Origin of the sequence: Nonomuraea cavernae, from assembly GCF_014646355.1 — a bacterium.
GTDB lineage: Bacteria > Actinomycetota > Actinomycetes > Streptosporangiales > Streptosporangiaceae > Nonomuraea > Nonomuraea cavernae.
The window spans coordinates 74,175-88,405 of sequence record NZ_BMNH01000016.1 but is presented as its reverse complement, the minus strand read 5'-3'; the positions used below and the strand labels follow the sequence as shown (position 1 = coordinate 88,405).

At 72.2% G+C, this 14,231-nt stretch carries 14 protein-coding genes; 12 read left to right on the top strand and 2 right to left on the bottom strand.

Annotated elements, in window-relative coordinates; all coding sequences use genetic code 11:
• Positions 1 to 37: 37 nt before the first annotated feature.
• The 6 genes from IEY82_RS24105 (at position 38) to IEY82_RS24080 (ending at position 5,049) form a co-directional block, all read left to right on the top strand.
• Complete coding sequence (locus IEY82_RS24105) at positions 38 to 580, top strand: SseB family protein (RefSeq protein WP_189126475.1); 543 nt, start codon at positions 38 to 40, stop codon at positions 578 to 580.
• A 136-nt stretch (positions 581 to 716) separates the two neighbouring features.
• Positions 717 to 1,352, top strand: a complete 636-nt coding sequence (locus tag IEY82_RS24100) for a prepilin peptidase (protein ID WP_189126474.1) — start codon at positions 717 to 719, stop codon at positions 1,350 to 1,352.
• Positions 1,353 to 1,396: 44 nt separating this feature from the next.
• A complete protein-coding gene (gene aroC, locus IEY82_RS24095) occupies positions 1,397 to 2,578 on the top strand; it encodes a chorismate synthase (RefSeq protein WP_189126473.1) in 1,182 nt (393 codons plus the stop codon).
• Positions 2,575 to 3,075, top strand: coding sequence for a shikimate kinase (locus IEY82_RS24090; protein ID WP_189126472.1), 501 nt, complete (start codon positions 2,575 to 2,577; stop codon positions 3,073 to 3,075). Before aroC ends, IEY82_RS24090 begins: the two co-directional genes overlap by 4 nt.
• Positions 3,072 to 4,148 (top strand): 3-dehydroquinate synthase, encoded by a 1,077-nt coding sequence (gene aroB / locus IEY82_RS24085; protein WP_189126471.1) that lies wholly within the window; start codon positions 3,072 to 3,074, stop codon positions 4,146 to 4,148. The genes IEY82_RS24090 and aroB overlap by 4 nt, the downstream gene beginning before the upstream one ends.
• A 142-nt stretch (positions 4,149 to 4,290) precedes the next feature.
• A complete protein-coding gene (locus IEY82_RS24080) occupies positions 4,291 to 5,049 on the top strand; it encodes an SGNH/GDSL hydrolase family protein (RefSeq protein ID WP_189126470.1) in 759 nt (252 codons plus the stop codon).
• A gap of 79 nt (positions 5,050 to 5,128) precedes the next feature.
• On the opposite strand, the gene IEY82_RS24075 is transcribed toward IEY82_RS24080, so the two are convergent.
• Positions 5,129 to 7,120: an ATP-dependent DNA helicase gene (locus IEY82_RS24075; RefSeq protein WP_189126469.1), complete on the bottom strand. Its 1,992-nt coding sequence runs from the start codon at positions 7,118 to 7,120 to the stop codon at positions 5,129 to 5,131.
• Positions 7,121 to 7,349: 229 nt separating this feature from the next.
• Between IEY82_RS24075 and IEY82_RS24070 the strand changes: the two genes are divergently transcribed.
• Positions 7,350 to 8,438, top strand: a complete 1,089-nt coding sequence (locus IEY82_RS24070; protein WP_189126468.1) for a hypothetical protein — start codon at positions 7,350 to 7,352, stop codon at positions 8,436 to 8,438.
• Between the two features lie 37 nt (positions 8,439 to 8,475).
• On the opposite strand, the gene IEY82_RS24065 is transcribed toward IEY82_RS24070, so the two are convergent.
• Positions 8,476 to 8,733 (bottom strand): ubiquitin carboxyl-terminal hydrolase 14, encoded by a 258-nt coding sequence (locus IEY82_RS24065; protein ID WP_189126467.1) that lies wholly within the window; start codon positions 8,731 to 8,733, stop codon positions 8,476 to 8,478.
• Positions 8,734 to 8,855: 122 nt separating this feature from the next.
• Between IEY82_RS24065 and IEY82_RS24060 the strand changes: the two genes are divergently transcribed.
• Genes IEY82_RS24060 through IEY82_RS24040 form a run of 5 tightly spaced genes read left to right on the top strand, consistent with a single transcriptional unit; the run spans position 8,856 to position 14,227 of the window.
• Complete coding sequence (locus IEY82_RS24060) at positions 8,856 to 9,617, top strand: ABC transporter ATP-binding protein (protein WP_189126466.1); 762 nt, start codon at positions 8,856 to 8,858, stop codon at positions 9,615 to 9,617.
• On the top strand, positions 9,605 to 10,381 hold the full coding sequence (locus tag IEY82_RS24055) for an ABC transporter ATP-binding protein (protein ID WP_189126465.1): 777 nt from the start codon (positions 9,605 to 9,607) through the stop codon (positions 10,379 to 10,381). Before IEY82_RS24060 ends, IEY82_RS24055 begins: the two co-directional genes overlap by 13 nt.
• On the top strand, positions 10,378 to 12,204 hold the full coding sequence (locus tag IEY82_RS24050) for an AMP-dependent synthetase/ligase (RefSeq protein ID WP_189126464.1): 1,827 nt from the start codon (positions 10,378 to 10,380) through the stop codon (positions 12,202 to 12,204). The genes IEY82_RS24055 and IEY82_RS24050 overlap by 4 nt, the downstream gene beginning before the upstream one ends.
• Complete coding sequence (locus IEY82_RS24045) at positions 12,201 to 13,088, top strand: branched-chain amino acid ABC transporter permease (protein WP_189126463.1); 888 nt, start codon at positions 12,201 to 12,203, stop codon at positions 13,086 to 13,088. The genes IEY82_RS24050 and IEY82_RS24045 overlap by 4 nt, the downstream gene beginning before the upstream one ends.
• A complete protein-coding gene (locus tag IEY82_RS24040; protein WP_225263135.1) occupies positions 13,085 to 14,227 on the top strand; it encodes a branched-chain amino acid ABC transporter permease in 1,143 nt (380 codons plus the stop codon). Before IEY82_RS24045 ends, IEY82_RS24040 begins: the two co-directional genes overlap by 4 nt.
• The last annotated feature ends 4 nt before the right edge of the window (positions 14,228 to 14,231 follow it).

Sequence of the window (14,231 nt, the reverse complement as noted above, 5' to 3'; positions counted from 1 at the left end):
GGGAGACCGGCGAAGCGCGCGGGTACTCTCGGGATCTGTGCCGAGCATCCCACGACCTCTCGACCCCGGCGACGACGGCAGCACCGCGCCCGCCGTCGCCGCGGCCCTCGCCTCCTACCAGGACGACGCCGCCGGCCCCGCCGAGGTGCTGGCCGCGCTGACCGGCTCCCGGCTCCTGGTGCCCGTGGTCGCGCTGCTGACCGAGTCGGAGGTGGGTGAGCACGGGCTGCGGCAGGAGAAGGAGAGCGAGATGGCGCTGCCCAAGCTCGTCGGCAAGGACGGCCGGGAGGCCGTGCTCGCGTTCACCGGCACCGAGGCGCTGACCAGGTGGCGGCCCGACGCGCGGCCGATCCAGGCCACCGCGCTCCAGGTCTGCCAGGCGGCGGTCCACGAGCGGGCCGCCGCGGTCGTGGTCGACGTGGCCGGGCCGGTGCCGTTCGTGATCGAGGGCACCGCGCTGGAGGCCCTCGCGGCGGCAGAGTCGGGCACGCTCGACCGGCTGTCCGGCGTGACCGTGGCCCGGGTCGAGCCCGCCGAGCCCGCCCGCAGACGCCGCTGGTTCGCCCGCCGAGCCCACTGATGATCCCGCGAAGCCCACGACCACACCGGAAGCGTCGAATCCGAGGCCGCTGAACGGCCCAGCCCCAGACCGGGTCACTGCGGGCGAAGCCGCTGAACGGACCCGCGCGGGCACGTCGCCGGACTAGGGTCGCCACGTGGTTGCACTCGTGGCGCTGCTCGGCCTCATCGCGGGCCGTTATGTCCGGACATTAGCCGGCGCGTTCGGTGACGATCCGGACGACCTCAGGGCCGAGGCCCGCGCCGCGATGTCCGGCGTGCTGCGCACGGTGCCGATGCCCGCCTGGCCGCCGGCCGTCGAGCTGGCCACGGCCGTGGTGACCGTCCTGGTCGCCTGGCGCGCGGGCCTGCCGTACGTGTATCTCGCCGTGGCGGGCACGGCCCTGGCGATCATCGACTGGCGGACCTTCCGGCTGCCGGACGTGATCACGCTGCCGTCGTACCCCATCCTGGCCCTGACCCTGATCCCCACCGGTGAGCTGCCCCGGGCGCTGCTCGGCGGCGTGGCGCTGGCGGCGGTCTACGGGGTGCTGTGGTTCGTCCGGCCCGCCGCCATGGGCCTCGGCGACGTGAAGCTGGCCGGGCTCATCGGCATGGCCACCGGCGCGCTCGGCTGGCCCGCCTGGGTGCTCGCCGCCGTGGCCGGGCAACTGCTCGGCGCCCTCTACGCGGTCACGCTGCTCGCGACCGGCCGGGCGGGGCGCCGCACCGAGTTCCCACTCGGCCCCTTCATGCTGCTCGGTGCCCTGACCGGTCTCTGTCTCGGCAGTTGAACACCCGGACATCTCACTAGGCGGCACATGGAAGACTTGTAGGCATGTTGCGCTGGTTGACCGCCGGAGAGTCTCACGGCCCGGAGCTCGTTGCCGTCATGGAAGGCCTGCCCGCGGGGGTCGAGGTGACCACGGCCGCGATCGACGAGGCGCTGCGCCGCCGCCGCCTCGGCTACGGCCGGGGCGCCCGGATGAAGTTCGAGCAGGACCAGGTGACGATCATCGGTGGCGTCCGCCACGGCCGCACCATGGGCAGCCCGGTCGCGATCCGCATCGGCAACACCGAGTGGCCCAAGTGGGCGAAGGTCATGGCGGCCGACCCGGTCGACCCCGAGGAGCTGGAAGGGCTGGCGCGCAACGCGCCGCGCTCGCGGCCCCGTCCGGGCCACGCCGACCTGGCCGGCATGCAGAAATACGGCTTCGACGACGCCCGCCAGGTCCTCGACCGGGCCAGCGCCCGCGAGACCGCCGCCAGGGTGGCGCTCGGCGAGGTGGCCAGGCGCTTCCTCAAGCAGGCGCTCGGCGTCGACATCGTCAGTCACGTGGTCTCCATCGGCGAGGCGTCCACCCCGGCCGAGACGCTCCCGGGGCCGGGCGACCTGCCGCGGATCGACGCCGACCCGGTCAGGTGCGCCGACCCCGAGGGCAGCGCCGCCATGGTGGCCGTCATCGACAAGGCGCACAAGGACGGCGACACGCTCGGCGGCGTGGTCGAGGTGCTCGCCTACAACCTGCCGCCCGGCCTCGGCAGCTACACCCACTGGGACCGCCGCCTCGACTCCCGGCTGGCCGGCGCGCTCATGGGCATCCAGGCGATCAAGGGCGTGGCGGTCGGCGACGGCTTCGAGACGGCCCGCCGGCCCGGCTCGCGCGCCCACGACGAGATCGCCTACACCGCCGAAGACGGGGTGCGCCGCATCACCAACCGCGCGGGCGGTGTCGAGGGCGGCATGACCAACGGCGAGATCCTGCGCGTCAGCGCCGCCATGAAGCCGATCTCCACGGTGCCCCGGGCGCTGGCCACGATCGACGTCAAGACCGGCGAGGCGGCCCAGGCCCACCACGAGCGGTCCGACGTCTGCGCGGTCCCGGCGGCGGGCATCGTCGCCGAGGCGATGGTCGCGCTGGTGCTGGCCGACGCGGCGCTCGAGAAGTTCGGTGGCGACTCCGTCGAGGAAGTCGCCCGCAACCTGTCCGGCTACCTCTCCTCAATGGTGATCAAATGATCAAGGCCGTGCTGATCGGCCCGCCCGGGTCCGGCAAGACCACCCTCGGCCGCCTGCTCGCCGAGCGGCTCGGCGTGCCCTTCCGCGACACCGACGCCGACGTGGAGGCCGTCGCGGGCAAGCCCGTGGCCGACATCTTCGTCGAGGACGGCGAGGCGCACTTCCGCGAGCTGGAGCTGCGGGCGCTGCGGCAGGCGCTGGCCGAGCACGACGGCGTGCTGTCCGTCGGCGGCGGGGCCGTGCTGCGCGAGGAGGCCCAGGAGCTGCTCGCCGACCGGCCCGTCGTCTACCTCCAGGTGGGCCTGTCCGACGCGGTGCAGCGGGTGGGCCTCGCCTCGGCCCGGCCGCTGCTCGTGCTCAGCCCGCGCAGCCAGCTGAAGAAGCTCATGGAGGAGCGGCGGCCCATCTACGAGCGGCTCGCGACGATCACCGTGGTGACCGACAAGCGCGAGGTCGAGGAGCTGGCCGACGAGATCGTCGAGGGGCTCGGCCGATGACCGCCACGAGGATCGCCGTGCGCGGCGACAGCCCCTATGACGTGGTGGTCGGCGCGGGCGTGCTGGGCGAGCTGCCCGGCCTGTTCAGGCCGGGGGTGCGCACGGTCGCGGTGATCCACCCGGCCGGCCTGCCCGAGATCTCCCGCCCGGTGTGCGCGGCGCTGTCCGACGCCGGCCTCGACGTGGTGGCGCTGCCGGTGCCCGACGGCGAGCAGGCCAAATCCGTCGAGGTGGCCGCCCAGCTGTGGTCGGCGCTCGGCCGCTACGGGGTGACGCGCTCCGACGCCGTGGTGGGCGTCGGCGGGGGAGCCACCACCGACCTGGCGGGGTTCGTCGCCGGCACCTGGCTGCGCGGCGTCCAGGTGGTGTTCGTCCCGACCACGCTGCTCGCCATGGTCGACGCGGCGGTCGGCGGCAAGAACGGCATCGACACCCCCGAGGGCAAGAACCTCGTCGGCACCTTCCTGCCTCCCGCCGGGGTGCTCTGCGACCTCGCGACGCTGCAGAGCCTGCCGCGTGCCGACTACGTCGCCGGGCTCGCCGAGATCATCAAGGGCGGCTTCATCGCCGACCCGGCCATCCTGGCGCTGGTCGAGGAAGACCCCGAGGCGGCCACCCGGCCCGATGGACGCCACACCCGCGAGCTGATCGAGCGCAAGATCCGGGTCAAGGCCGACGTGGTCGGCGCCGATCTGCGTGAGGCGGGGCTGCGCGAGATCCTCAACTACGGTCACACGCTCGCCCACGCCATCGAACGCGCCGAGCACTACCACATGCGTCACGGCGAGGCCGTCGCCATCGGCATGGTCTACGCCGCCGAGCTGTCCAGGCTCGACGGCCGCGTGGGGGCCGATCTGGTCGAGCGCACCAGGTCGATCCTGACCTCGGTCGGGCTGCCCACCGCCTACCGCGCCGACGCCTGGCCGCAGCTGCGCGATCACATGCGGCTGGACAAGAAGAACCGCGGGGCCGAGCAGCGGTTCGTCGTGCTCGACGGCCTGGCCGAGCCCGCGCGGCTCGAAGGCCCGCCGGAGGAGCTGCTGGAAGCCGCCTACCAGGCGGTCACCCAGTGACCCCGGAAGATCGGCCAAGCCCGGCAGGTCCGGCGGTCCCGGCAGGTCCGGTGGGCCCCGCAGGTCCGGCGGCGCCGGCAGGCCGAGCGGTTCCCGCAGGTCCGGCGGTTCGGCAGGGTCCGGCGGAGACGGGCGTGGGGCGATGAGGCGCTACGGCTCCTTCGTGGCACTCGGTGACAGCTTCACCGAGGGGCTCAACGACGTCGGCCCCGACGGCCGCTACCGAGGCTGGGCCGACCGGGTCGCCGAGCGGCTCGCCGCCGACGACCCCGCGTTCCGTTACGCCAACCCGGCGGTGCGGGGCAGGCTGCTCGACCAGATCGTCACCGAGCAGGTGCCGGTCGCCGTCGAGATGGCCCCCGACCTGGTCAGCCTCTGCGCGGGCGGCAACGACCTGCTCCGGCCGGGCTGCGACCCCGACGCGATGGCCAAGACCCTCGCGCGAGCCGTGCGCGAGTTGCGGGCGGGCGGCGCCGAGGTGCTGCTGTTCACCGGGGTCGATCCGCGCGACACGCCGCTGATGCGCCGCCTGCGCGGCCGTTTCGCCGTCTTCTACCTGCACGTACGCTCGATCGCCGACCTCTACGGCTGCCGGCTGGTCGACCAGTGGTCGATGCAGGGCCTGCGCGACTGGCGGGCCTGGGGCGACGACCGGCTCCACATGAACGAGGACGGCCATCGGCTGGTCGCCGCCCGGGTGCTCGATGTGCTGGGCGTGCCGTTCGACGACTGGCGCAAGGTGTGGCCGGAGCGTTCGGTCGATCCGCGGGCCAGGCGGCGCGAGGACGCGCAGTGGATCCGCGAGCACCTGGTGCCCTGGGTGACCCGCCGGCTGCGCGGCACCTCCTCCGGCGACGGTGTCGACCCCAAGCGCCCCGACCTGCTGCCCTGGGGGCCTTGAGGTCCGTGCCCGGCCGCCCCTCTGCACAGCGGAATGAGTGCGGCCGACCCTGTGCGCAGGCCGAGCTCGTACGGCCGGGTCAGCTCTCGGCCGCCAGGCGCTTGAGCGCGGAGCGGGGGATGGCGGGGTCGGTGGTGCGCCAGAAGGGCGGCAGCGAGCCCAGCAGGAAGCCGCTGTAGCGGGCGGTCGCCAGGCGCGGGTCGAGCACCGCGATGACGCCCTTGTCGTGTTGTGACCGCAGCAGCCGGCCTGTGCCCTGGGCCAGGAGGAGTGCCGCGTGGTTGGCCGCGACCGTCATGAAGCCGTTGCCGCCCTTGGCCGCCACGTGCCGCTGCCGGGCCGAGGTGAGCGGGTCGTCGGGACGAGGGAACGGCACCCGGTCGATGATGACCAGGCGCAGCGACGGGCCGGGCACGTCGACGCCCTGCCAGAGCGACAGGGTGCCGAACAGGCAGGTCGTCTCGTCTTCGGCGAACTGCTTGACGAGCAGCATGGTCGAGTCGTCGCCCTGGCAGAGCAGCGGCACGTCGAGCCGGTCGCGCAGCGCCTCGGTGGCGGCCTTGGCGGCCCGCATGGAGGAGAACAGGCCCAGTGTGCGGCCGCCCGCGGCCTGGATCAGCTCGGTGATCTCGTCGAGGTAGGCCTGGGGCAGCCCGTCGCGGCCCGGCTGGGGCAGGTGTTTGGCGACGTAGAGGATGCCGGCCCGGGGATGGTCGAACGGCGAGCCGACGTCGATGCCCTGCCACTCGCCCTTGCCGAGCCCCCACTGCATGGCCATGGCGTCGAACGTGCCGCCCAGCGCCAGCGTGGCGGAGGTGAGCACGACGGTGCGGTCGCCGAAGAGCCGCTCGCGCAGCATGCCGCCGACGTTGAGCGGCGCGACGCGCAGCGTCGGCGGGCGCCGGTCGGTGCCGGAGTCGAGCCAGACCACCTCGGCCCGGTCGGCCTCGGTGGCGTGGCCGTAGGCCTCCAGCATGCGCACGGCGGTGTCGTGGACCTCGTCGAGCGCGGTGAACGCCGCCTTGCGCTGGCCCGCCTTGTCGGGGTCGTCCTTGTCGCCGCCACGCGGCCCCAGCGCCGTGACGCAGCGGGCCGAGGTGTCGCGCAGCAGGGCCAGCGTGAGCCCGAGCACCTCGGGCAGCTCGTCGACCCGGCCCGCCGGCGCGGCGGCCAGCAGCGCCTTGAGGTCTTCGCCGGCCTCCAGCAACTGGTCGGCGATCGGCTGCTCGATCAGCCGGCCCACGCGGCGCACGGCCAGCGCCACCGAGACGTCCGACAGCTCGCCGGTCACCACCGAGGTGACCCGGTCGACCAGCTCGTGTGCCTCGTCGACGACCACGAGATCATGTTCGGGCAGCACCGACATCTCGCTCATCGCGTCGATCGCCAGCAGCGCGTGGTTGGTGACGACCACGTCGACCTCGCCGGCCTTGGCCCTGGCCAGCTCGGCGAAGCACTCGGCGCCGCTCGGGCAGCGGGTGGCGCCCAGGCACTCCTGGGCGCTCACCGAGAACTGCCGCCAGGCCTGCTCGCTGACCCCGGGCACCAGCTCGTCGCGGTCGCCCGTCTCGGTCTCCTCGGCCCACTCCTGGATGCGCTGCACCATCCGCCCGGTCGCGCTGACCTCGCGCGCGTCGAACAGCTGGTCCTGCTCGTCCTCCTCGGGCCAGCCGGCGGTCGCCTTGTAGCGGCACAGGTAGTTGCGGCGGCCCTTGAGGATGGAGAACGACGGCTCGTGCGGCAGCTCCTTGGCCAGGGCCTCGGACAGCCGGGGCAGGTCGCGGTCGACCAGCTGGCGCTGCAGCGCGATGGTGGCGGTGGAGATCACGACCGTGGTGTCGGTGTCCATGGCGTGCCGGATGGAGGGCACCAGGTAGGCGAGTGACTTGCCGGTGCCGGTGCCCGCCTGGACCGCTAGATGCTCTTCTTCGTCGACGGCCCGCTGGACGGCCTTCGTCATCGTGATCTGGCCCTGGCGCTCGCTCCCTCCGAGAGCGTTGACCGCGGCGCTGAGCAGGTGTTCGACTGACGGGAGATGGGAGTCCGGCACGGCACTAAACGCTACCGGCATTCCGGGGTCGCCGCGCCGAACGCGGTGTGACGGGGCATACGCATCCCGGCGTTCCCGGGCCTGGACGGCGGGATGCGTGGCACACTGAACGACCGGAACTCCAACCTGTCCGTCTAGGAGCTTCCAGATGCGACCAGATGGACCCAAGATGAGGGCGGGGAGTCCGGTTAAGTAGGGTTTTCCGGGGTTGAGTGGACGAATAAAGGCTGGTTAAAGCAATATGTCTGCCATGTCGGAAGTTGTCCCGTTGCCGTCGTTCGGTGAAGTGTTCTTCGATGCCAGAGGTCAGGAACGTTGCCTCCGGGTCACCTGGCATGAGGGCACCCTCGTGCTCAGCCTGTGGCGAGGGGAGATGTGCACGGCCAGCTTCCGCATGCCGATGGACGACGTGGGGCGCCTGCTCGACACGCTCGACGACGGCTACGCGGAGGCCAGCGGCGAGCAGCCCGCCGTGCCCGAGCAGGATCCGGTGACCGAGGCGATCCCCGGCACCGGCCAGTATCATCGGCCCCCGGCCCACGGCCTGCAGCCCCCGCCGCCGCAGCATGACGAGCGGCCGACGACCGCGCCCAACGACGTGCTCGTCGCCAGGGGGCCGGCCCACCAGGACAAGCTGGTGGCCTCCTATCCGGAGCCGGTCGCGCCCCGCGACGCGCCGACCCCGCAGTACGGCGAGCGGAGCCCCTTCACCGGCCCCCAGTACGCCGATCCGCACACGGGCGAGCCGATCCCCGCCTACCGGGAGCCCGCCCGGGCGGAGCCGTTCTCCGGCCCGCAGTACGCCGAGCCCGACACCTTCGGCGGCCGGCCGTACACCCTGGACCCCGAGCCCTTCTCCGGCCCGCAGTACATGGCCGGCGGCCACGAGACCCATCCGCACTACCAGCTGCCCGACGGCCGTCCGGTGGCGCCGTCGACCGATCCGCTGGGCTTCCCCTCCCAGGCCGCCCAGTCCTATCCGGCGCCGCGTCAGGACCGCCCCGCGCCGAGCGACTACGGCTACCAGCAGCAGCCACCGCCGCCCTCGCGCGAGGTCCCGGGCGCGGCCGGGCTCGGCACCCCGATGCACGGCATCCCCGGCGCGGGCAGGCGCCAGGCCCCCGCCCCGGCGGCCGGCCGCGACCGCTACCCCGGTCAGGACGGCTACCAGGGCTACCAGCCCCAGATCGACCCCCTCGACCCGCTGGCGAGCCCGTATCCCCGCGACCACGGCACGCCCGACATCTCGCGCCCGTACGTGGGCGATCCGATGTTCTCCACCGGCGAGCGGCTACGTCCCGACCAGTACGACGACCGCGACGACCGCCGCGAGTGGTGAGCCGGGGCGGCTGACCTGGGGCAGGTGACCTGAGGCGTCAGGCCATCTGGGCGTGGACGAAGCACCACCGCCAGTTCTCGCCGGGCTCGAAGGACTCGATCACCGGATGGCCCACGCCCTGGAAGTGCCGCGTGGCGTGCTTGTTGGGTGACGAGTCGCAGCACCCGACATGACCGCACGCCAGGCAGCGACGCAGATGGACCCAGCCGCTTCCGGTGGCCAGGCACTCCTCGCAGCCTTCCGGCGTCCGCGCCGGCGGGTCGTCGGCTTGGGCGAGATGCTCACAGATAGTCATGGCTCGAATCCTAGAACCAGAATCGTGTTCCAATTTGGCCGGACCTCTTGCTCCACCACGTTCCAACGGTGGACATTGTGACCATCGGGGAGTGACGTAGGACACAATCCCGAGGAGCCGGCTTGCTTGAGGTTCGCAATCTCGAGGTTGTCTATGACGACGTGATGCTCGTGCTGCGCGGCGTGAGCCTCAAAGTCCCTCCGGGCTCGATCGTCGCGCTGCTGGGCGCGAACGGGGCCGGCAAGACGACCCTGCTGCGCGCGTTGTCGGGCCTGCTCGACGTGCACGACGGCGACATCACCAAGGGCTCCGTCACGCTCGAAGGCGAGCCCATCCACCAGCTTAAACCCGCCCAGATCGTACGGCGAGGCATCAGCCAGGTCATGGAGGGCCGGCGCATCCTGGCCGAGCTGACCGTCGAGGAGAACCTCAGGGTCGGCGGCCACACGGCGGGCACTTCGCACCTGGAGCGGGTCTACGACCTGTTCCCGCTGCTGCGCGAACGCCGCAGGAGCGTGTCCGGCTACCTGTCGGGCGGCGAGCAGCAGATGCTGGCCGTCGGCCGCGCGCTCATGGCCGGCCCCCGCTACCTGCTGCTCGACGAGCCCAGCCTGGGCCTCGCCCCCGCGCTGGTGGCGCAGATCCGCGACCTCATCGTGGAGATCAACCGGCAGGGCACCACGGTCCTGCTCGTCGAGCAGAACGCGACGATGGCACTGTCGATCGCCGGCCACGGCTACGTCATGGAGACCGGCAAGATCGTCATGGACAAACCGGCCGCCGAGCTGCTGGCCGACGAGGACATCAAGGAGTTCTACCTCGGAGCCGTCAGATCCTTCCGCGAGGTCAAGCACTACAAGCGGAGGAAGCGATGGCTGTCGTGACCCCCGTGCTGACCTTCGAGGACGTGCGCCTCAGCTTCGCCGGGGTGAGGGCCATCGACGGCGTCACCTTCGACGTGGGCCCCGCCGAGCTGTTCGCGATCATCGGCCCCAACGGCGCGGGCAAGACCTCGATCTTCAACGTGCTGTCCGGCGTCTACCGGCCGGACAGCGGCCGGGTCGCCTTCCTCGGCGAGGACCTGCTGTCCCGGCGGCCGCACGAGATCGCCGCGATGGGCCTGGCCAGGACGTTCCAGAACGTCGAGCTCTTCCACAACCTGACCGTCCTGGACAACCTGATGCTCGGCCGCCACCACCACTTCCGCTACGGCGCGGCCGCCGCCGTGCTGTGGCTCGGCCGGGCCAGGCGCGAGGAGCTGGCCGCCCGCGCCCGGGTCGAGGACATCATCGACTTCCTGGAGCTGGAGGCCTGGCGCCGCCACCCCGTACGGCTGCTGCCGTACGGAGTCCAGAAGCGGGTGGAGCTGGGCCGGGCGCTGGCCATGGAGCCCCGGCTGCTGCTGCTCGACGAGCCGGTCGCCGGGATGAACCTGGAGGAGACCGAGGACATGGCCAGGTTCGTCCTGGACATCCGCGACGAGCTGGGCATCCCGATCGTGCTCGTCGACCACGACATGGGGCTGGTCATGGACCTGGCGGACCGGGTGCTGGTGCTCGACTTCGGCCGGCCCGTCGCGCTCGGCACTCCGGAGCGGGTGCAGCACGACCCCGAGGTCATCGAGGCGTACCTGGGAGGCACGGCATGACGGTCACCATCGTCACCAGAGTGCGCGAACGCGCCCTTTCCGCCCCCACCGCCGTCGCGATGCGGCGCAAGGACCTGGGCATCTGGCAGGAGATCGGCTGGGCCGGCTACTGGGAGCAGGTCGAGCTGGTCGCGCACGCCCTGCTCGCGCTCGGCGTCGAGCCGGGCGACCGGGTGGCGGTGCACTCCGAGAACCGGCCCGAGTGGCTCTACGCCGACCTCGGCACGGTCGCGGTCAGGGGCATCACGGTCGGCCTGTATCCGACCAACCCGCCCGCCGAGGTCGCCTACCTGCTGGCGGACTCGGGCGCGAAGATCCTCGTGGCCGAGGACCAGGAGCAGGTCGACAAGGCGCTGGCCGTGCTCGACGAGTGCCCCGAACTGCGGCACATCGTCTACCTGGAGCCACGCGGCATCCGGGGGCGCTACACCGACCCCCGGCTGATGTCCTGGCCCGAGCTGCTGGAGCTCGGCGCCGGGCACCGCTCGCGGCATCCCGGCGCGGTCGCCGCCCGGATGGACGCGGCCACGCCCGGCGACGTGATGACGCTGATCTACACCTCCGGCACCACCGGGCCGCCCAAGGGCGTGATGCTCACCGTGCGCAACGTCGAGTTCGCCGTGAAGACCCTCGTCACCGGCGGCGGGTTCACCTCGCCGCCGCCCTCGGACCGCGACCTGGCGGTCTCCTACCTGCCGCTCTGCCACGTGGCCGAACGGGCGTTCACCGTCTGGTTCAACGCCGCGTCCGGCGTGCAGGTGAACTTCGCCGAGTCGATCGACACCGTCCAGGCCAACCTGCGCGAGGTGCAGCCGACGATCCTGTTCGGCGTGCCGCGCATCTGGGAGAAGGTGCTCGCCCAGGTCGACATCAGGCGCGCCGCCGCGACCCCGGTCAAGCGCGCGACGACCCGGTTCTGGCTGCGGGTGGCCGACCGGATCGGTGACACGCTGGTGCGCACCGGCGGCCGGCACACCACGCGCACCCGGCTCATGTACGGGCTGGGCTGGGTGTTCTGCTACCGCGCGCTGCGCGAGCGGCTCGGCATGCGCCGCGTCCGCTACGCCGCCTCGGGCGCCGCGCCCATCGCGCCCGACGTGCTCAAGTTCTACATGGGGATCGGCGTCCCCATGCACGAGGTGTACGGCATGAGCGAGAACACCGCCGTCGCCACCGCCAACCGCCCCGGCAGGGTACGGCTGGGCACGGTCGGAGAGCCGCACCCCGGGGTCGAGCTGCGCATCGACGAGCTCACCGGCGAGATCCTGACCAGACATCCCGGCACCTTCGCCGGCTACTGGGGCAACCCCCGGGCCACGGCCGACGTCCTGGAGCCCGACGGCTGGCTGCACACCGGCGACGTGGGCGAGTTCGTCGACGGCGGCCACGTCCGGATCACCGACCGGATGAAGGACATCCTGATCACGGCCGGCGGCAAGAACGTCGCGCCCAGCCAGATCGAGAACGCGCTCAAGGCGTCGCCGTACCTGAAGGAGGCCGTCGTCGTCGGCGACCAGCGGCCCTACCTCGTCGCGCTGATCGGCATCGAGCCCGACACGGTGGGGGAGTGGGCGCGGCGGCGCGGCATCACCTACACCACCTATCGCGACCTGTCGGAGAAGCCCGAGACGCGCGAGCTGGTGCGCGGGATCGTCGACGAGGTGAACGAGCGGTTCGCCCGGGTCGAGCAGGTCAAGCGGTTCGCGTTCCTGCCCAAGGAGCTCGACCACGAGGACGGCGAGCTGACCGCCACCCAGAAGGTCAAGCGGGCGGCCATCGCCAAGCTGTTCGAGGACCTGGTCGAAGGGATGTACACCCGGTGACGGGCCTCCTGGAGTCGCTGATCCGCGGGCTGGGCAACGGCTCGGTGTACGCGCTGCTCGCGCTCGGCTTCGTGATCATCTACAAGGCGACCCGGGTGATCAGCTTCGCGCAGCCGGCGCTGATGCTGGCCGGGGCGGTCGCGGTCAGCTACCTGGCCGAGGTGACCGGCTTCTACGCCGCCGTGCTGCTGGCCGCGCTGCTCATCGCCGGGGTGGCGCTGGCGATCGAGCGGATCGCGATCAGGCCCATGGTGGGGCGGCCGGTGTTCGTCGTGTCCATCATCACGCTCGGCATCGACGTGGTCGTCCGGGTGGTGGTCAACGGCTTCATCGGGCGGGACGTGCGCCAGGTCGGCGATCCGTGGGGGTTCGCGCAGGTGTCGCTCGGGCCGCTGGTGGTGCAGCAACGCTGGCTGGCGATGCTCCTGGTGACGGCCGTGCTGGTGACGCTGCTGTTCGCGTTCTTCCGTTACACCAGGTACGGCCTGGCGATGCGGGCGGCGGCGTTCGACCAGGAGACGGCGCTCGCGCAGGGCGTGTCGGTGGGCATGGTGTTCGCGCTGTCGTGGGGGCTGGCCGGGTTCCTGGCCGCGATCGCCGGCATGTTCGTCGGCACCGGGCAGGGCATCGAGCAGCTGACCTGGGTGATCGCGCTCAAGGCACTGCCCGCGATCATCGTCGGCGGGCTCGACTCGCTGGGCGGCGCCGTCGTCGGCGGGCTGGCCATCGGGGTGGTCGAGTCGCTGTTCCAGTCCTACCAGGGTGAGTTCGCGCCCTGGCTGGGTCAGAACTTCGCGGTGGTCACGCCGTACGTGGTGATGCTGGTCGTGCTGCTGGTCAGGCCGTACGGGCTGTTCGGCACCAGGGAGGTGGAGCGGGTATGACGGCTCCTCCCGGCGTGTCGGGCGGCCGGTCCAGGCGGGTGCGCGGCCGGCCGCTGCTCTACACCTCCTACGCCCAGGACATGGCGTTGCTCGACACCCGCGGCAAGCGGATCTGGACCGGGGTGCTGGTCGCGGCGGCGTTCGCCGTCTCCGTGCTGCTGGCCGACCGGTCGCTGGAGGTGCTGGCCGTCGCGTACGTGCTGGCCATCGGGGCCATCGGGCTGAACATCGTCACCGGCTACGCGGGGCAGGTGTCGCTCGGGCACGCGTTCTTCGTGGCGATCGGCGCCTACACCGCCGCCGCGCTGTCCGGGCCGCCCGGCGGCGAGACCCTCGGGTACGGCCTGGCCGAGATCTGGATCTGGCTGCCCGCGGCCGGGCTCGTCGCCGCCGTGGCCGGGGTGCTGGTCGCGCCGCTCGCCACCCGGCTGCGCGGCCTCTACCTGGCCATCGTCACGCTCGGCCTGGTCTTCCTCGGCGAGCACGTCTTCAAGGAGTGGAAGGAGCTCACCGGCGGGCCGGGCGTCGGCCGGGAGGCGGCGATCCCGCAGCTGTTCGGCTACCGGCTCGACCAGGACGGTCCGCTCGGCACCAAGGAGCAGGTCCTCTACCTGCTGATGCTGTCGCTGCTCGTCGTCTTCGCCGTCGCGGCCCGCAACCTGGCCCGTTCGCGCGTGGGCCGGGCCTTCGCCGCGATCCGCGACCGCGACATCGCCGCCGAGGTCATCGGGGTGCCGCTGACCCGCTACAAGGTGCTGGCGTTCGGCATCTCGTCGTTCTACGCGGGCTGCGCGGGCGGCCTGCTCTACTGCGTCTCCGGGTACGTCGAGCCGGGCTCGTTCAATCTGCTGCTGTCGGTGCAGTTCATCGCGATGGTGCTGATCGGCGGGGTGGCCACCGTCTCGGGGGCGATCGCGGGCGCGCTGTTCATCTCGCTGCTGCAGCCGGTGACCAGGGCGCTGCCCGCGCTGGTGCCGGTCATCAGCGGCGACACCACCCAGACGCCCAACGTGTTCCAGGTCGAGACCGTGCTGTACGGCCTGCTGATCGTGTTGTTCCTCGTCTTCGAGCCGCGCGGGCTGTTCGGTCTCTGGATTCGCGCGCGCAACTACTGGAAGTCGTGGCCGTTCTCCTACTAGAGAG

Coding starts and splice junctions, on each gene's coding strand:
- IEY82_RS24065 (WP_189126467.1), bottom strand. CDS start 8,733: ATGACTATCTGTGAGCATCTCGCCCAAGCCGACGACCCGCCGGCGCGG.
- IEY82_RS24075 (WP_189126469.1), bottom strand. CDS start 7,120: ATGCCGGTAGCGTTTAGTGCCGTGCCGGACTCCCATCTCCCGTCAGTC.
- aroC (WP_189126473.1), top strand. CDS start 1,397: ATGTTGCGCTGGTTGACCGCCGGAGAGTCTCACGGCCCGGAGCTCGTT.
- IEY82_RS24080 (WP_189126470.1), top strand. CDS start 4,291: ATGAGGCGCTACGGCTCCTTCGTGGCACTCGGTGACAGCTTCACCGAG.
- IEY82_RS24050 (WP_189126464.1), top strand. CDS start 10,378: ATGACGGTCACCATCGTCACCAGAGTGCGCGAACGCGCCCTTTCCGCC.
- aroB (WP_189126471.1), top strand. CDS start 3,072: ATGACCGCCACGAGGATCGCCGTGCGCGGCGACAGCCCCTATGACGTG.
- IEY82_RS24090 (WP_189126472.1), top strand. CDS start 2,575: ATGATCAAGGCCGTGCTGATCGGCCCGCCCGGGTCCGGCAAGACCACC.
- IEY82_RS24055 (WP_189126465.1), top strand. CDS start 9,605: ATGGCTGTCGTGACCCCCGTGCTGACCTTCGAGGACGTGCGCCTCAGC.
- IEY82_RS24040 (WP_225263135.1), top strand. CDS start 13,085: ATGACGGCTCCTCCCGGCGTGTCGGGCGGCCGGTCCAGGCGGGTGCGC.
- IEY82_RS24070 (WP_189126468.1), top strand. CDS start 7,350: ATGTCGGAAGTTGTCCCGTTGCCGTCGTTCGGTGAAGTGTTCTTCGAT.